The sequence below is a fragment of the Pseudomonas sp. NGC7 genome (assembly GCF_047159675.1).
Classification (GTDB): domain Bacteria; phylum Pseudomonadota; class Gammaproteobacteria; order Pseudomonadales; family Pseudomonadaceae; genus Aquipseudomonas; species Aquipseudomonas kermanshahensis.
In genome coordinates this window covers 4,293,980-4,306,837 of record NZ_BAAFZY010000001.1, presented here as the reverse complement: position 1 = coordinate 4,306,837, position 12,858 = coordinate 4,293,980, and the positions used below count along the sequence as shown (strand labels likewise).

15 protein-coding genes are annotated in these 12,858 nt (G+C 62.8%); 10 read left to right on the top strand and 5 right to left on the bottom strand.

The window, feature by feature from the left end; translation table 11 throughout:
* Position 1: 1 nt before the first annotated feature.
* Complete coding sequence (locus ACMCNM_RS19225) at positions 2–766, bottom strand: fumarylacetoacetate hydrolase family protein (protein ID WP_027596131.1); 765 nt, start codon at positions 764–766, stop codon at positions 2–4.
* Positions 767–777: 11 nt separating this feature from the next.
* Positions 778–1,437, bottom strand: a complete 660-nt coding sequence (locus tag ACMCNM_RS19220; protein WP_099454640.1) for a fumarylacetoacetate hydrolase family protein — start codon at positions 1,435–1,437, stop codon at positions 778–780.
* Between the two features lie 172 nt (positions 1,438–1,609).
* Here ACMCNM_RS19220 and hpaA point away from each other — a divergent pair, with 172 nt between their 5' ends.
* Both hpaA and hpaR read left to right on the top strand, forming a co-directional pair.
* The gene (gene hpaA / locus ACMCNM_RS19215) at positions 1,610–2,515 is read left to right on the top strand and encodes a 4-hydroxyphenylacetate catabolism regulatory protein HpaA (protein ID WP_027596133.1); all 906 of its coding nucleotides are present in this window, start codon (positions 1,610–1,612) and stop codon (positions 2,513–2,515) included.
* Positions 2,516–2,690: 175 nt separating this feature from the next.
* Positions 2,691–3,113 carry a homoprotocatechuate degradation operon regulator HpaR gene (gene hpaR / locus ACMCNM_RS19210; protein ID WP_265967860.1) on the top strand — a complete coding sequence of 141 codons (423 nt, stop codon included), beginning with the start codon at positions 2,691–2,693 and terminating at the stop codon, positions 3,111–3,113.
* Positions 3,114–3,170: 57 nt separating this feature from the next.
* Here the strand turns inward: hpaR and ACMCNM_RS19205 are convergent, their stop codons facing one another.
* The gene (locus tag ACMCNM_RS19205; RefSeq protein WP_027596135.1) at positions 3,171–4,259 is read right to left on the bottom strand and encodes an asparaginase; all 1,089 of its coding nucleotides are present in this window, start codon (positions 4,257–4,259) and stop codon (positions 3,171–3,173) included.
* 403 nt (positions 4,260–4,662) lie between these two features.
* Between ACMCNM_RS19205 and ACMCNM_RS19200 the strand changes: the two genes are divergently transcribed.
* The 7 genes from ACMCNM_RS19200 (at position 4,663) to ACMCNM_RS19170 (ending at position 11,685) form a co-directional block, all read left to right on the top strand.
* Positions 4,663–5,619, top strand: a complete 957-nt coding sequence (locus ACMCNM_RS19200) for a sugar ABC transporter substrate-binding protein (RefSeq protein ID WP_412765185.1) — start codon at positions 4,663–4,665, stop codon at positions 5,617–5,619.
* Positions 5,620–5,640: 21 nt separating this feature from the next.
* A complete protein-coding gene (locus tag ACMCNM_RS19195) occupies positions 5,641–7,194 on the top strand; it encodes a sugar ABC transporter ATP-binding protein (protein WP_099454637.1) in 1,554 nt (517 codons plus the stop codon).
* The gene (locus ACMCNM_RS19190) at positions 7,191–8,186 is read left to right on the top strand and encodes an ABC transporter permease (protein ID WP_186679988.1); all 996 of its coding nucleotides are present in this window, start codon (positions 7,191–7,193) and stop codon (positions 8,184–8,186) included. The genes ACMCNM_RS19195 and ACMCNM_RS19190 overlap by 4 nt, the downstream gene beginning before the upstream one ends.
* 4 nt (positions 8,187–8,190) lie before the next feature.
* Positions 8,191–9,213, top strand: coding sequence for a LacI family DNA-binding transcriptional regulator (locus ACMCNM_RS19185; protein ID WP_412765184.1), 1,023 nt, complete (start codon positions 8,191–8,193; stop codon positions 9,211–9,213).
* Positions 9,214–9,222: 9 nt separating this feature from the next.
* The gene (gene rbsK, locus ACMCNM_RS19180) at positions 9,223–10,131 is read left to right on the top strand and encodes a ribokinase (RefSeq protein WP_412765183.1); all 909 of its coding nucleotides are present in this window, start codon (positions 9,223–9,225) and stop codon (positions 10,129–10,131) included.
* Positions 10,128–10,526 carry a D-ribose pyranase gene (gene rbsD, locus ACMCNM_RS19175; RefSeq protein WP_027596141.1) on the top strand — a complete coding sequence of 133 codons (399 nt, stop codon included), beginning with the start codon at positions 10,128–10,130 and terminating at the stop codon, positions 10,524–10,526. Before rbsK ends, rbsD begins: the two co-directional genes overlap by 4 nt.
* A gap of 151 nt (positions 10,527–10,677) precedes the next feature.
* Complete coding sequence (locus tag ACMCNM_RS19170) at positions 10,678–11,685, top strand: nucleoside hydrolase (RefSeq protein WP_412765182.1); 1,008 nt, start codon at positions 10,678–10,680, stop codon at positions 11,683–11,685.
* Here ACMCNM_RS19170 and ACMCNM_RS19165 read toward each other — a convergent pair.
* Positions 11,657–11,869 (bottom strand): hypothetical protein, encoded by a 213-nt coding sequence (locus ACMCNM_RS19165; protein ID WP_027596143.1) that lies wholly within the window; start codon positions 11,867–11,869, stop codon positions 11,657–11,659. The two genes, ACMCNM_RS19170 and ACMCNM_RS19165, sit on opposite strands and share 29 nt — an antisense overlap.
* 288 nt (positions 11,870–12,157) lie before the next feature.
* Here ACMCNM_RS19165 and ACMCNM_RS19160 point away from each other — a divergent pair, with 288 nt between their 5' ends.
* Positions 12,158–12,475 carry an I78 family peptidase inhibitor gene (locus ACMCNM_RS19160; protein ID WP_027596144.1) on the top strand — a complete coding sequence of 106 codons (318 nt, stop codon included), beginning with the start codon at positions 12,158–12,160 and terminating at the stop codon, positions 12,473–12,475.
* A gap of 61 nt (positions 12,476–12,536) precedes the next feature.
* Here ACMCNM_RS19160 and ACMCNM_RS19155 read toward each other — a convergent pair whose 3' ends face one another.
* A complete protein-coding gene (locus ACMCNM_RS19155; RefSeq protein WP_027596145.1) occupies positions 12,537–12,749 on the bottom strand; it encodes a cold-shock protein in 213 nt (70 codons plus the stop codon).
* Between the last annotated feature and the right edge of the window lie 109 nt (positions 12,750–12,858).

Here is a 12,858-nt window from a genome sequence, read left to right as displayed (position 1 = left end):
CTCATGCCTTGTTGTTCTTGAAGAAGTCAGCTTCGCTGACGATGCGGTTGACCAGGCGACCGACGCCTTCCACTTCCACCACCACTTCATCGCCTGGCACTACGTCGGCCAGGCCTTCTGGGGTGCCGGTTGCGATCATGTCGCCCGGTTGCAGGGTCATGAAGCTGGAGAAATATTCGATCAGGTAAGGGATGTCGAAAATCATGTCCGAGGTGCTGCCTTCCTGTTTCAGCTCACCGTTGATCCAGGTGCGCAGCTTCAGGTTGGACGGGTCCGGCACGTCGGCCGCATCGACGATCCACGGGCCGACCGGGGTGGTGGCGTCGCGGTTTTTCACCCGCAGGTTGGGGCGGTAGTAGTTTTCCAGGTAGTCGCGGATGGCGTAGTCGTTGCACACGGTGTAGCCGGCCAGGTACTGCAGGGCGTCTTCGCGCTTGACGTTACGTGCCTGCTTGCCGATCACCGCCACCAGCTCGCACTCGTAGTGCATGTAGGCGACGTTGTCCGGGCGCCAGGTGACCTGCTTGTGGCCGGTGTAGGTGCCCGGCGACTTGATGAACGCCAGCGGCTCGGTGGGCGGCGTGAAGGCGAGTTCCGCGGCGTGGTCGGCGTAGTTCAGGCCCAGGGCGAACATGCTGCCGGTGGCAGGTGGCAGCCAGGTCACCTGGTCCTCATGCACCAGGCGGCCGTCGGCCAGGCGCAGGTGGTCGTCTTCGACGGTGACGTTATGGACCTGGCCGTCGAACTGGATACGGGCGTGTTTCACAGGTGCAATCCTCATTCGGCGACGATGTGGTTGGTGAGCGTGCCCAGGCCATCGATCTCGACATCGACGCGGTCGCCTGGCTGCACATCGACGCGCCCCTCGGGGGTGCCGGTAATCAGGATGTCGCCCGCATGCAGGGTCATGAATTCGCTGATCTCGGCGATCAGCTGGGCAACCGTGCGCACGCAGTTGGCGGTGGTGTTCTGCTGGCGCACTTCACCGTTGACCCGCAGGCGCAGGCCCAGGGCATCGGGGTTGGCCACCTGTGCAGCCGGTACCAGGGCGGGGCCGACCGGGCAGAAGCCATCGCGGCACTTGGCCTTGACCGCAGGGCGGTAGTAGCTGGTCTCAGGCAGGCTGACTTCGTTGACGATGGTGTAGCCCGCCACGTAGCCCAGCGCGTCTTCGGCGCTGACCCGGCTGGCGTCCTTGCCGATCACCACGCCCAGGGCAGGGCCCGGTTGCAGGCGCTCGACACCGGCCGGAAACACCACGTTGCCTTCATGGTGGTTGCGGGTGTTGGGCGTCTTGACGAACAGCACCGGCTTGACGGGCGGTTGTTTGTAGGGCGCTTCGTGAAACGCCGCTTCGTGCTGCTGCAGCAGACCCTGGTAGTTCAGCGCAACGCCGAACAGGGTGCCGGTCGCAACGTCATGCAGGGCATGGCTCATGCTTTTCTCCAGGCGGTGCAGGGCGAGGGTCGTCCTGCCGAGATTGTTAATGTGTTAATGTTATAGTTAATATGTTAACGAAGGTCAAGGCTTCACCCAGTGGCATCTGCCAAGCAGCCGGGGCACCATGGGTGATCGTAAATACGGGCAAGCGCTTTGCGGGTAAGCAGTCATGAGTGATCGGCATCCCATTCCGAACATCAACATCGGCCAGGTCTACGACCAGCGCTACAGCGACAGCGAGGTGCACTACGACCGGCTGGGCAACCTTGCCGGGTTTTTCGGGCGCAACATGCCCGTTCACCGGCACGACCGGTTTTTCCAGGTGCATTACGTGAAGTCCGGTACGGTGAGGGTGTACCTGGATGATCAGCAGTACATCGAGGCCGGGCCGATGTTCTTCCTGACGCCGCCGACGGTGGCGCATGCCTTCGTCACCGAGCCAGACAGCGACGGCCATGTGCTGACGGTGCGTCAGCAACTGGTCTGGCAGCTGATCGAAGCCGACGCCAGCCTGTTGCCGGCCGGCGTGCAGGTGCGGCCTGCCTGCGTTGCCCTGGCCAAGGTGCCGGCTGCGTACAAGGCCGAGGCGCGCAGGCTCGAGCGCTGGCTGGAAGCGCTCAGCGACGAAGTTGCCACGCCCCATCCGGGGCGCGATGCGGCGCTGCAGTCGCTGACCCGGCTGATCATGATCAGCTTGCTGCGGCTGTGCCCCAACTCGCGCGAGGCCACCCCGGCCAGGCACGAAGACCTGAAAATTTTCCACCGCTTCAACGCGCTGATCGAAGCGCATTACCTTGAGCACTGGCCCCTGGCGCGCTATGCGCAGCAGATCGGCGTGACCGAGGCGCGGCTGAACGATGTGTGCCGGCGCATCGCCGACTTGCCGTCCAAGCGCCTGGTGCTTGAACGCGTGATGCAGGAAGCCAAGCGCCTGCTGTTGTTCTCCGGCAGCACGGCAAACGAAATCTGCTACCAGCTGGGCTTCAAGGACCCGGCTTATTTCAGCCGATTCTTCAACCGTTACGCCAAGCTCACGCCCGGCGAATACCGCCAGCGGCAAGCGGAGTTGTTGTGAGAGGGCCATGGCTTACCGCCCGGATCGCGTCGTTGTTGTTTGATCCGGATGGTCGCAGCCTGGCGGGCGGCCTTGAATGGGTTTTCCATGGAAGAGCTTGCACTTTCCAGGCGCCTTGTCCCTTTTTGCCTATGCCCCTAATCTTGCCAGTCGTACCCCAAACACAGGCGCCCACATGACCAAGACGCAACCCTCGCTGACATTGAGCCTGCTGCAGGCCCGGGAAGCCGCAATGGCATTTTTCAGGCCGTTGCTGAACGAACACGACCTGACCGAGCAACAGTGGCGAGTCATTCGTATTCTTAGCCAGCAAGGTGAGTTGGAGAGCTACCAGCTCGCCCACCTGGCGTGCATCCTCAAACCGAGCATGACCGGGGTGTTGAGCCGTTTGGAGCGCGATGGCCTGGTGCGCCGGCAGAAGGCCGCGCAGGACGCGCGGCGCGTGTTCGTGACCCTCACCGAACGCGGCGAGGCCTGTTTCGAGTCGATGCGCGAGGGCATGGAGGCCAACTACCGCAAGATCCAGGCGCAGTTCGGCGAAGACAAGTTGGCGCAACTGATGGGGTTGTTGAACGAGCTCAAACGCATCGAGCCGTAGGCCGGGCTGCGGGGGAGGGCCGGTGCAACCCGTGCACCGGCCTTGGCATTACAGCACTCAGTATTCCCAGAAAATCCGCTGCAGCTCTTTGCTGTCCTGGGTCTTGGTCATTGCGACCATGGCCAGGATGCGGGCTTTTTGTGGGTTCAGGTCATGGGCCACGACCCAATCGTTCTTGTCGTCCGGCTGCTCGGCGTTACGCAGTACGAAACCGCCTTGGTTGACGTGGGACGAACGGATGATCTGCACGCCGTTCTTGCGCAGCTCTTGCAGCGCCGGTACTACCCGCGACGACACCGAGCCATTGCCGGTACCGGCATGGATGATCGCCTTGGCGCCGTTCTGCGCCAGTGCCTTGTAGGCGGTGTCGGTCACGTTGCCATAACCGTAGGCGATGTCCACGGCCGGCAGGCTGCTGATCTGCTTGATGTCGAATTCCGAATTGACCGTATGGCGCTTGGCCGGCAGGCGGAACCAGTAGGATTTACCTTCAACGACCATGCCCATTGGGCCCCAGGCGCTCTTGAACGCTTCGGTCTTGATGTTGACCGACTTGCTGACATCGCGGCCAGACTGGATCTCATCGTTCATGGTCACCAGCACGCCCTTGCCACGCGACTGCTTGTCGCTGGCCACGGCCACGGCGTTGTACAGGTTGAGCATGCCGTCTGCCGACATGGCGGTGCCAGGGCGCATCGAGCCGACCACCACGATTGGCTTGTCGGTTTTTTCCACCAGGTTAAGGAAGAAGGCGGTCTCTTCCAGGGTGTCGGTGCCGTGGGTGATGACGATGCCGTCGACGTCGTTGCTGTCGGCCAATTCGGCGACGCGCTTGCCCAGTTTCAGGAGGTCTTCGTTGGTGATGCTTTCGGAGGCGATCTGCATCACCTGTTCACCGCGTACGTTGGCCAGGTCGGCCAGTTCGGGCACACCGGCGATGAGCTTGTCGACGCCCAGTTTGGCCGCTTGGTAGGTAGCGCTGTTGGCCGCGCTGGCGCCCGCGCCGGCAATGGTGCCGCCGGTGGCGAGGATGACCACATTGGCCAGCTTCTGTTGGGTTTCGGCTTCTTTGGCCGAAACGGCGGTCGGCAGGATCAGCAGCAACGCGAGTGCGCTGGGGGCGAAGGATTTAAGTGCAGCATTCATAGTTATTGTTCTCTCTCTTCCTATTGAGGCGATTGCTGTATCGCACAAGAAACAACGCATATTCCGTACCAGCAAAGATGCGGCTTGTGTAGGAGCGGCCTTGCGTCGCGAAAGGGCTGCGCAGCGGCCCCAGCAATCTATGGGTTTTGCTGAAATCTTGGGGCTGCTGCGCAGCCCTTTCGCGACGCAAGGCCGCTCCTACAGGGCATGTGTTTTATTCGGTTTTCCGAACAAGCATAGGAAAACCTGTTCGGTTTTTCGGAAAAATTCCGGATAATCTGCGCCAGGCGTGACTCGCCCTTAACAGCTAAACGGATTTGACAAAACCAGATCCTGTTTCCATAGTGAGTCAACGCAAACGTTTGCGATCCGATAAAAAACACAAAATTCGGAGTCATCGTCCATGAAACTGCCGTTCCCCGGTCGTCTGCTGGCCCTCGCTGTCGTCTCGTCACTTTCCCTGGCCCTGCCGCTCAGTGCTGCGCACGCCGAAGAAAAGCCCAAAGTCGCCTTGGTGATGAAGTCCCTCGCCAATGAATTCTTCCGCACCATGGAAGACGGCGCCAAGGATTATCAAAAAAGCCACGCCAATGATTTCGACCTGATTGCCAACGGCATCAAGAACGAAACCGACACCGGCGAACAAATCCGCATCGTCGAGCAGATGGTCAACGCAGGGGCCAAAGCCCTGGTAATTGCGCCAGCGGACTCCAAAGCCCTGGTTTCAGCCGTTAAAAAGGCTATGGACCAAGGCGTGGTGGTGATCAACATCGACAACCGCCTAGACCCCGAACTGCTCAAGAGCAAAGGCATCAGAGTACCCTTCGTAGGCCCCGACAACCGCAAAGGCGCCCGCCTGGTGGGCGACTACCTGGCGCAGCAGAAGCTCAAGGCCGGTGACCAAGTCGGCATCATCGAAGGCGTGCCGACCACCACCAACGCCCAGCAGCGCACCGCCGGCTTCAAGGACGCCATGGAGGCCGCGCAGATGAAGATCGTTTCGGTGCAGTCCGGCAACTGGGAAATTGACAAAGGCAACGCCGTCGCCGCCTCCATGCTCAACGAATACCCCGAGCTCAAGGCCCTGCTGGCCGGTAACGACAGCATGGCCCTGGGCGCCGTGTCGGCCGTGCGCGCCGCAGGCAAGGCCGGCCAGGTGCAAGTGGTCGGTTACGACAACATCAATGCCATCAAACCCATGCTCAAGGACGGCCGCGTACTCGCCACCCTCGACCAAGCCGCCAGCCAGCAGGCGGTGTTCGGTATCCAGGCGGCGCTGAAGATGATCAACGGTGAGCAGCCGGGCGTGGATGCCGACAATGTCATCCAGACCCCCGTCACGCTCATCACCCAGCCCTGATACCCGCCAGGAGAGAGGGCCATGCCTGCAACGGCCAATGAAGTGGTGCTCGCCGCCAGCGGGCTGGGCAAGACCTACGCCCAGCCGGTGCTCGGTGACGTCGGCCTGAGCCTGCGCGCTGGTGAGGTACTGGCCCTGACGGGCGAGAACGGCGCTGGCAAGAGCACGTTGTCCAAGCTCATCAGTGGCCTTGAGGTGCCCACCACCGGGCACATGACCTACCGCGGCCAGGCTTACGCGCCCGGTAGCCGCAGCGAGGCCGAGCGCCTCGGTGTGCGCATGGTCATGCAGGAACTCAACCTGCTGCCAACCCTGACCGTGGCCGAAAACCTGTTCCTCGACAACCTGCCCAGCCGCTTCGGCTGGATCAGCCACAAGCGCCTGCGCCAACTGGCCACCGCTGCCATGGCCCAGGTCGGGCTGGACGCCATCGACCCGGACACCCCGGTCGGCGAGCTGGGCATCGGCCATCAGCAGATGGTCGAAATCGCCCGCAACCTGATCGGCGATTGCCATGTGCTGATCTTCGACGAACCCACCGCCATGCTCACTGCGCGTGAAGTGGAACTGCTGTTCACCCAGATCGAACGCCTGCGCCAGCGCGGCGTGGCCATCGTTTATATCTCCCATCGCCTCGAAGAACTGCAGCGCGTGGCCCAGCGCATCGTCGTGCTGCGTGACGGCAAGCTGGTGTGCGACGAGCCGATCCAGCGCTACAGCAGCGCCGAGCTGGTCAACCTGATGGTCGGCCGTGAGCTGGGCGAACACATCGACCTGGGCCGCCGCGAGATTGGCGCGCCGTTGCTGAAGGTCGACCGGCTTAGCCGGGGCGACAAGGTGCGTGAGGTGTCGTTCGAGGTCAGGGCAGGGGAGATCTTCGGTATCTCTGGCCTGATCGGCGCCGGCCGCACCGAGCTGCTGCGCCTGATCTACGGTGCCGACCGCGCCGACAGTGGCAGCATCGCCCTGGGCCAGCCGCCACAGGCAGTGACCATCGACTCACCCAAAGCCGCCGTCAAAGCCGGTATCGCCCTGATCACTGAAGACCGCAAAGGCGAAGGCCTGCTGTTAACCCAGTCGATCAGCGCCAATATCGCCTTGGGCAACCTTGGCGCGGTATCGCGCGCCGGTGTGCTCGACAGCGAGGCTGAAATGGCCCTGGCCGAACGCCAGATCCAGGCCATGCGCATCCGCAGCGCCGGCCCGCACCAGGCTGTTGGCGAACTGTCCGGTGGCAACCAGCAGAAGGTGGTGATCGGCCGTTGGCTAGAGCGTGATTGCCAGGTGCTGTTGTTCGATGAGCCAACCCGAGGCATCGACGTCGGCGCCAAGTTCGACATCTACGGTTTGCTGGCCGAACTGGCGCGCCAAGGCAAGGCCTTGGTGGTGGTGTCCAGCGACCTGCGCGAACTGATGCTGATCTGCGACCGCATTGCCGTGCTCTCGGCCGGCCGCCTGATCGACACCTTCGAGCGCGACCATTGGAGCCAGGACCAGCTGCTTGCCGCAGCCTTTGCCGGCTATCAGACACGTGACGCACTGCTGCATGACGCAGCACCCAGGATGGATGCATGAAAACCACCCCCCTCGACAACCAAAACGCCGCCCCCGTGCGCCGCAGTGGCACGTACTTCGGCCTGGGCACTTACCTGGGCCTGGCCGGCGCGCTGCTGGCGATGATCGTGCTGTTCTCGTTCCTCAGTAGCCACTTCTGGTCCTATGCCACCTTCAGCACTCTGGCCAACCAGATTCCCGACTTGATGGTGCTGGCGGTCGGCATGACCTTCGTGCTGATCATCGGCGGCATCGACCTGTCGGTCGGCTCGGTGCTGGCGCTGGCGGCCTCGACGGTCAGCGTGGCCATTCTCGGCTGGGGCTGGGGCGTGCTGCCCTCGGCGCTGCTCGGCATGGCCGTGGCAGCCCTGGCCGGTAGCATCACCGGCGGCGTTACCGTGGCCTGGCGCATCCCGTCATTTATTGTCTCGCTCGGTGTGCTGGAGATGGCCCGCGGCCTGGCCTACCAGTTCACCGACTCGCGCACCGCCTATATCGGCGATGCCTACGCCTGGTTCTCCAACCCGATTGCGTTCGGTATTTCGCCGGCATTCCTCATCGCCTTGCTGGTAATCGTACTGGCCCAACTGGTGCTGACCCGCACGGTGTTCGGCCGCTACCTGATCGGCATCGGCACCAACGAAGAGGCCGTGCGCCTGGCGGGCATCGACCCGCGCCCCTACAAAGTGCTGGTGTTCGCCCTGATGGGGCTGCTCGCCGGCCTGGCTGCGCTGTTCCAGATTTCGCGCCTCGAAGCAGCCGACCCCAATGCCGGGTCCGGCCTTGAGCTGCAGGTGATTGCCGCCGTGGTGATCGGCGGCACCAGCCTGATGGGTGGCCGCGGTTCGGTCATCAGTACTTTCTTTGGCGTGTTGATCATTTCGGTGCTGGCCGCAGGTCTGGCGCAGATCGGCGCATCGGAACCCACAAAACGCATCATCACCGGGGCGGTCATCGTCATCGCCGTGGTGCTCGACACTTACCGTAGCCGGCGTGCAGGCCGGCGGAACTGAAAACATGGCAACCATTAAAGACGTCGCGGCACTGGCGGGTATTTCTTACACCACCGTGTCCCATGTGTTGAACAAGACCCGCCCTGTCAGTGAACAGGTGCGGCTCAAGGTCGAGGCCGCCATCGTCGAGCTCGACTACGTACCCAGCGCGGTGGCGCGCTCGCTCAAGGCGCGCAGCACTGCCACCATCGGCTTGCTGGTGCCCAACAGCGTCAACCCGTACTTCGCCGAACTGGCCCGAGGGATCGAAGACGCCTGCGAACGCAACGGCTACTGCGTGATCCTGTGCAACTCCGACGACAACCCGCAAAAGCAGCGCAGCTACCTGCGTGTGCTGCTGGAAAAACGCATCGATGGCTTGGTTGTAGCGTCTGTAGGTGAAGACAGCGACCTGTTGCAAAGCCTGGCCTGCGTGCGCACACCCATGGTCATCGTCGACCGCGAGCTGGACGGCGTCGACGCCGACCTGGTGCGCATCGACCACGAGCACGGCGCTTACCTGGCCACCCGGCACCTGCTTGAGCTTGGCCATCGCGACATCGCCTACATCGGCGGCCCGGCCGAAACCGGTGTCAGCCAACTGCGCCTGGCCGGTTTCAGTCGGGCGCTGCAAGAGGCGGGGGTAGAGGCGGAGCCCAGCCGCGTGCTGCATTGCGATTTCACCAGCCCAGGCGGCCACGGCGCGGCCGCACAGTTGCTGGACGGCAACCGGCCGACGGCGATCTTCGCCGGTAACGACATGATCGGCTTTGGCGTGCTGCGCGCCGCCGCCGAGCGCAACATCAACGTACCGGGTGAACTGTCGGTGATTGGCTTCGATGACATCGAGCTCAGCCGTTACGTCTACCCGCCGCTGACCACCGTGGGCCAGTCGATCCGCGAGCTGGGCGAAAACGCCGCCGCGTTGCTGCTCTCGCGCATCGCCACGCCTCGCCAGGGTACGGCAGAGCAGCGCATCGTCGCCCCGCGCATCGTGCAGCGCGAGTCCACCGGGCCACGCCCGGACCTGTTCAATGATTACCGCTAAGGAGCGCTTATGCATGCCAAGGTAGTGGTGGTCGGTAGCCTCAACATGGACTTGGTCGCCCGCGCCCAGCGTTTGCCAAGGGCGGGCGAAACCTTGCCTGGCGAGGCGTTTTTCACGGCGCCCGGCGGCAAGGGCGCCAACCAGGCAGTGGCGGTGGCACGGTTGGGTGGCGGTGTGGCAATGGTCGGCAACGTCGGCGATGACGCCTATGGCCAGCAACTGCGCAAGGCGCTGGAGCGCGAAGGCGTTGATTGCCAGGCGGTGAGCGTGTGCCAAGGGGTTTCCAGCGGTGTGGCGCTGATCACCGTCGACGCCGCCAGTCAGAACTGCATCGTCATCATCCCGGGTGGTAATGGCCTGCTAACGCCGCAGTCGGTGCAGCGCTTCGACACGTTGCTGCAGGCGGCCGACGTCATCATCTGTCAGTTGGAAGTGCCGGCCGAAACCGTGGCCTGGGCCTTGGCCAGGGGGCACGAACTGGGCAAGCGTGTCATCCTCAATCCGGCGCCTGCTACAGGCCCGCTGCCCTCAACCTGGTTCGGCCATATCGATTACCTGACCCCAAACGAAAGCGAGGCCGAAGCACTGACCGGTATCACTGTCACCGACCAGGGCAGCGCCCTGCGCGCCGGTGAGCGATTGCTGCAACTGGGCGCTGGCAAAGTGATCATCACCCTCGGCGCCCAAGGCGCCCTGTTGGTGACCGCGCAGGGCCATCAGCACTTCCCTGCGCCGGTGGTGCAGCCGGTGGACACCACGGCCGCTGGCGACACCTTCGTAGGTGGTTTTGCCGCAGCTTTGGTGCGGGGCCTGGAGGAGGGCGAGGCAATCGCTTTCGGCCAGCGCGCCGCCGCATTGTCGGTCACTCGCGTGGGGGCGCAGCCGTCGATTCCCTACCTCTCGGAGTTGCAGCCATGAAAAAGACCGCGCTGCTCAATATCGCCCTGTCACGGACCATTGCCGGGTTGGGGCATGGCGACATTCTGGTGATTGGCGATGCCGGGCTGCCGGTGCCGCCTGGCGTCGAGCTGATCGACCTGGCGCTGACGCCGGGCATACCGGACTTTGCCAGTGTGCTGCGGGTGGTGCTGAGCGAGATGCAGGTAGAGCGGCATGTGCTGGCCGAGGAGATGCAGAAAGTGGTGCCGCCCGGGCTGGTCGAGATTGAGCGCTTGCGCGGTAAGCTGGGCAAGCGGGAGTGGATGAGCCATGAGGAATTCAAAGTGCTGTCACGCAGTGCGCGTGCCGTGGTGCGCACGGGGGAGTGCCAGCCGTACAGCAACATTGCCCTGATATCCGGGGTGACCTTTTAGCCGAGGGCGCTGCCCTCGATCGCCGGCAAGCCGGCTCCCACAGGTCCTGTGCAGTTTGCCGAAGTATTCACAATCTCTGTAGGAGCTGGCTTGCCGGCGATTGGGCCGCAAAGCGGCCCCGCAACCGTTACCAAGGCAACAGGAGTGCCCCATGCTCAAACCGCTGTTACAAGGACTCACCCTCATGGCCGCAGCCACCACCACCACCCTCCAGGCCGCCCCGCGCGATCTGATCATCGACACCGACCCCGGTGCCGACGACGTGGTCGCGCTGTTCCTGGCCATGGCCTCGCCCGATGAGCTGAACATCCGCGCCATCACCACCGTGGCCGGCAACGTGCGCCTCGATAAAACCTCACGCAACGCCCGCCTGGCCCGCGAATGGGCTGGCCGCGAAGACATCCCCGTGTACGCCGGGGCCGGCCGCCCGCTGGTGCGCACGCCCATCTACGCCGCCGAAGTGCATGGCGAAGAAGGCCTGACCGGTGTGCAAGTCCACGCGCCGCAAAAGCCGCTGGCCCAAGGCAATGCCGTGCAATACCTGGTCGACACTCTCGGCAGCGCACAACCTCACAGCATCACCCTGGCCATGCTCGGCCCACAGACCAACCTGGCCCTGGCGCTTATCCAGCGCCCGGAGATCGCCCAAGGCATCAAAGAAGTCGTGGTCATGGGCGGCGCCCATTTCAACGGCGGCAACATCACCCCTGCAGCCGAATTCAACCTGTACGCCGACCCGCATGCCGCCGAGGTGGTGCTGGCCAGTGGCGTACAACTGACTTACCTGCCGCTGGACGTCACCCACAAGCTGCTGACCAGCGAAGCACGCCTCAAGCAACTCGCGGCGGTCAACAACCAGGCCAGCAAGCGGGTCGTGGATATTCTCAATGCCTACATCACCCACGACATGGACCTGTACGGCATGCCTGGCGGCCCGGTGCACGACGCCAGTGTCATTGCCTACCTGCTAAAACCCGAGCTATTCAGTGGGCGACGCATTCACATGGTCATCGACAGCCGCGAGGGCCCGACCTTTGGCCAGACCATCGCCGACTGGTATGGCGTGCTGAAACAGCCCGCCAACGTCATGTGGGTAGAGGAGGGGGATGCTCAGGGCTTTTTCGACCTGCTCAGCGCGCGCCTGGCTCGATTGCAATAGGGGAATGCCTGGCGAAGCGCTCGAACGCTTGGTCCATAAAGCTGCGCGCCGCTTCGCTGCCGCGGTCGCGCACCAGCAGGTCGATGGCAATCAGTAGCAACTCCTCCGGCGTGCTGGGGCTGTAGGCACTCTGGCCCTCCGCCCATTTGACCTTGATATCGGCGTCGATGCTGTGGCTGCTCATGAAAGGCTCTCACTGGGGGCCTGGGACGAAGGGGCGAACACCGGATCCTGATGTTCGAGGGAGGCACGGCGCGCTCCACTTCTTGCAGTAAATCATGCCTTTGCGTCAATGACTCTGCGACATAAGAATAAAAAGCTTTGCGCGGCAAACCAAGCGTATTGTGCAAAATCCAGTCACGATTGCATTTCGCCTCCACCGGCATGTTCAGGCAGACTTGTGCGGTTTTGCAACAAACAATGCGCGCAGCTGTCGGATCAGACAGTGCCCAGATCGATTTTAGGAGGATTCATGTTCCGTACCCGTGCTTACCTGGCGACCCTGGCGGTGGCTGCTGTGCTGGCTGGTTGCAGTACAGGTGGCAATTCTGCGGGCAGTGCGCCTGCCGCACCGGCAGGCAACGACGGTCGCTGCGAAGCCAGCGGTGCCGATTTTGCCATTGGCAAGCCGGGCAGCCCAGACCTGCTGGAGCAGGCCCGCAAGGCCAGTGGTTCGCAGATGGCGCGTATTCTCAAGCCGCACGACGTGGTGACCCTGGAGTACCGCTCCGAGCGCCTTAACCTGAATGTGGATGAGCAAGGTGTGGTAACCCGCGTCAACTGCGGCTAAGCCGTTGCGAACCCCATAAAAAAACCCGCCACTTGGGCGGGTTTTTTTACAGCTGTCCGAATTACTCCGGACGAACCTGTGCAGCCTGCATACCTTTCTGGCCTTTTTCGGCCACGAAGGAAACAGCCTGGCCTTCTTTCAGGCTCTTGAAGCCGTCAGATTCGATGGCCTTGAAGTGTACGAAGAGGTCGTCGCCGCCGCTTTGTGGGGTGATGAAGCCGTAGCCTTTTTCATCATTGAACCATTTGACGGTGCCGTTTTGGCGATTGGACATGGGGTGAATCTCCAGACATTTGATTTTTTCAGTGGTGCGATGTTGCCGAGGCTCCGAAGCACCGGCAACATCATAGTCTAATTCTGCGCATCTAGCGCCTTTTACGTTC

Excerpts from the sequence above, each read along its gene's own strand:
- ACMCNM_RS19220 (WP_099454640.1), bottom strand. The coding sequence starts at position 1,437 with ATGAGCCATGCCCTGCATGACGTTGCGACCGGCACCCTGTTCGGCGTT.
- hpaA (WP_027596133.1), top strand. The coding sequence starts at position 1,610 with ATGAGTGATCGGCATCCCATTCCGAACATCAACATCGGCCAGGTCTAC.
- hpaR (WP_265967860.1), top strand. The coding sequence starts at position 2,691 with ATGACCAAGACGCAACCCTCGCTGACATTGAGCCTGCTGCAGGCCCGG.
- ACMCNM_RS19205 (WP_027596135.1), bottom strand. The coding sequence starts at position 4,259 with ATGAATGCTGCACTTAAATCCTTCGCCCCCAGCGCACTCGCGTTGCTG.
- ACMCNM_RS19200 (WP_412765185.1), top strand. The coding sequence starts at position 4,663 with ATGAAACTGCCGTTCCCCGGTCGTCTGCTGGCCCTCGCTGTCGTCTCG.
- ACMCNM_RS19195 (WP_099454637.1), top strand. The coding sequence starts at position 5,641 with ATGCCTGCAACGGCCAATGAAGTGGTGCTCGCCGCCAGCGGGCTGGGC.
- ACMCNM_RS19190 (WP_186679988.1), top strand. The coding sequence starts at position 7,191 with ATGAAAACCACCCCCCTCGACAACCAAAACGCCGCCCCCGTGCGCCGC.
- ACMCNM_RS19185 (WP_412765184.1), top strand. The coding sequence starts at position 8,191 with ATGGCAACCATTAAAGACGTCGCGGCACTGGCGGGTATTTCTTACACC.
- rbsK (WP_412765183.1), top strand. The coding sequence starts at position 9,223 with ATGCATGCCAAGGTAGTGGTGGTCGGTAGCCTCAACATGGACTTGGTC.
- rbsD (WP_027596141.1), top strand. The coding sequence starts at position 10,128 with ATGAAAAAGACCGCGCTGCTCAATATCGCCCTGTCACGGACCATTGCC.
- ACMCNM_RS19170 (WP_412765182.1), top strand. The coding sequence starts at position 10,678 with ATGCTCAAACCGCTGTTACAAGGACTCACCCTCATGGCCGCAGCCACC.
- ACMCNM_RS19165 (WP_027596143.1), bottom strand. The coding sequence starts at position 11,869 with ATGAGCAGCCACAGCATCGACGCCGATATCAAGGTCAAATGGGCGGAG.
- ACMCNM_RS19160 (WP_027596144.1), top strand. The coding sequence starts at position 12,158 with ATGTTCCGTACCCGTGCTTACCTGGCGACCCTGGCGGTGGCTGCTGTG.
- ACMCNM_RS19155 (WP_027596145.1), bottom strand. The coding sequence starts at position 12,749 with ATGTCCAATCGCCAAAACGGCACCGTCAAATGGTTCAATGATGAAAAA.